Below are 1309 nucleotides of genomic sequence, written 5' to 3'. Positions count from 1 at the left end.
GACACTATCCTATCAAGTGTGTAAGTTGAAAAGTTAGGGCTTGGATTTTTATAATCTGAGCCTTTCTTCAAAAATAAGCATAAATTGGTTTAAAATCAAACCCCAATTATGGATGGGCATTGTCCATTTTTTGGTTGATTCTTTTAAAGCAAGATAAACCGATTTCAAAACTGCATCATCCGTAGGAAAAGACATCTTGTTTTTGGTGTATTTTCTGATTTTTCCATTGAGATTTTCAATTAAATTGGTGGTGTAAATGATTTTACGGATTTCGATAGGAAATTCAAAAAATACGGTAAGTTCGTCCCAATTGTTTCTCCAGGATTGGACAGCATACAGATATTTTGTTTCCCATTTTTTAGCAAAATCTTCCAAAGCAGCCTTTGCCGCGTCTTTTGTGGGAGCTGCATAAATGTGTTTCATATCGGCAGAAAACTCTTTTCTATCTTTCCAAACAACGTATTTACAAGCATTTCTAATCTGATGAACGACACAGATTTGGGTTTGAGATTCAGGAAAAATGGAGCGGATAGTCCCAGTAAATCCATTCAAATTATCGGTTGCTGTGATCAGAATATCTTCAACACCACGAGCTTTTAAATCCGTTAAAACGCTCATCCAGAAGCTCGAACTTTCATTCTTTCCAAGCCACATTCCTAGCACTTCTTTTCTTCCCTCACGATTTAATCCAACAGCCAAATAAATGGTTTTGTTAATGACTTTCGAATTCTCCCGAACCTTGAAAACGATTCCATCCATCCAGACAATTAGGTATAAATCGTCTAAAGGACGGTTCTGCCAAGCAACAACTTCGCTGGCAACAGCGTTTGTAATTCGGGAGATAGTGGAGGTAGAAATATCAAAATCATACATCTCTTTGATTTGTTCTTCAATATCACTTACACTCATTCCTTTGGCATAGAATGAGATGATGATATTTTCCAAACCGTCGATAATATTGTGTTTTTTCGGAACTAATGCAGGTTCAAAACTACCCTCACGATCTCTGGGAACTTTAATCTCAGATTCTCCGAAAGAGGATTTTATTTTCTTGGTTCCGTGTCCATTGCGGTAATTTCCATCTTTTGTTTTTTCGTGCTTTTCGTTGTCTAGATGGGCATCCAGCTCGGCTTCTAGCATATGTTCTACAGCTCGTTTGTGCATTGTTTTGAAGAAGGATGTTAGATCTTCTCCACTTTTAAAGGATTTGTAAAACTCCTTGTTGTTTAATAATTCTTCTTTGTCGATCATAACTATGTAATGTTTAAAAATAATAAAAAGTTATTTCCGAAAATATTTTTTGAGCTTT

1 protein-coding gene is annotated in these 1309 nt (G+C 35.9%); it reads right to left on the bottom strand.

Annotated features, from left to right (window positions below):
- Nucleotides 1–48: 48 nt before the first annotated feature.
- On the bottom strand, nt 49–1251 hold the full coding sequence (locus N5D03_RS14820) for an IS256 family transposase (RefSeq protein ID WP_078796964.1): 1203 nt from the start codon (nt 1249–1251) through the stop codon (nt 49–51).
- Between the last annotated feature and the right edge of the window lie 58 nt (nt 1252–1309).

The organism is Empedobacter sp. GD03861 (assembly GCF_029840885.1).
Classification (GTDB): Bacteria; Bacteroidota; Bacteroidia; order Flavobacteriales; family Weeksellaceae; genus Empedobacter; species Empedobacter falsenii_B.
Note: the sequence above shows the minus strand (reverse complement) of the source record. Positions and strands in the feature narration are given on the sequence as shown.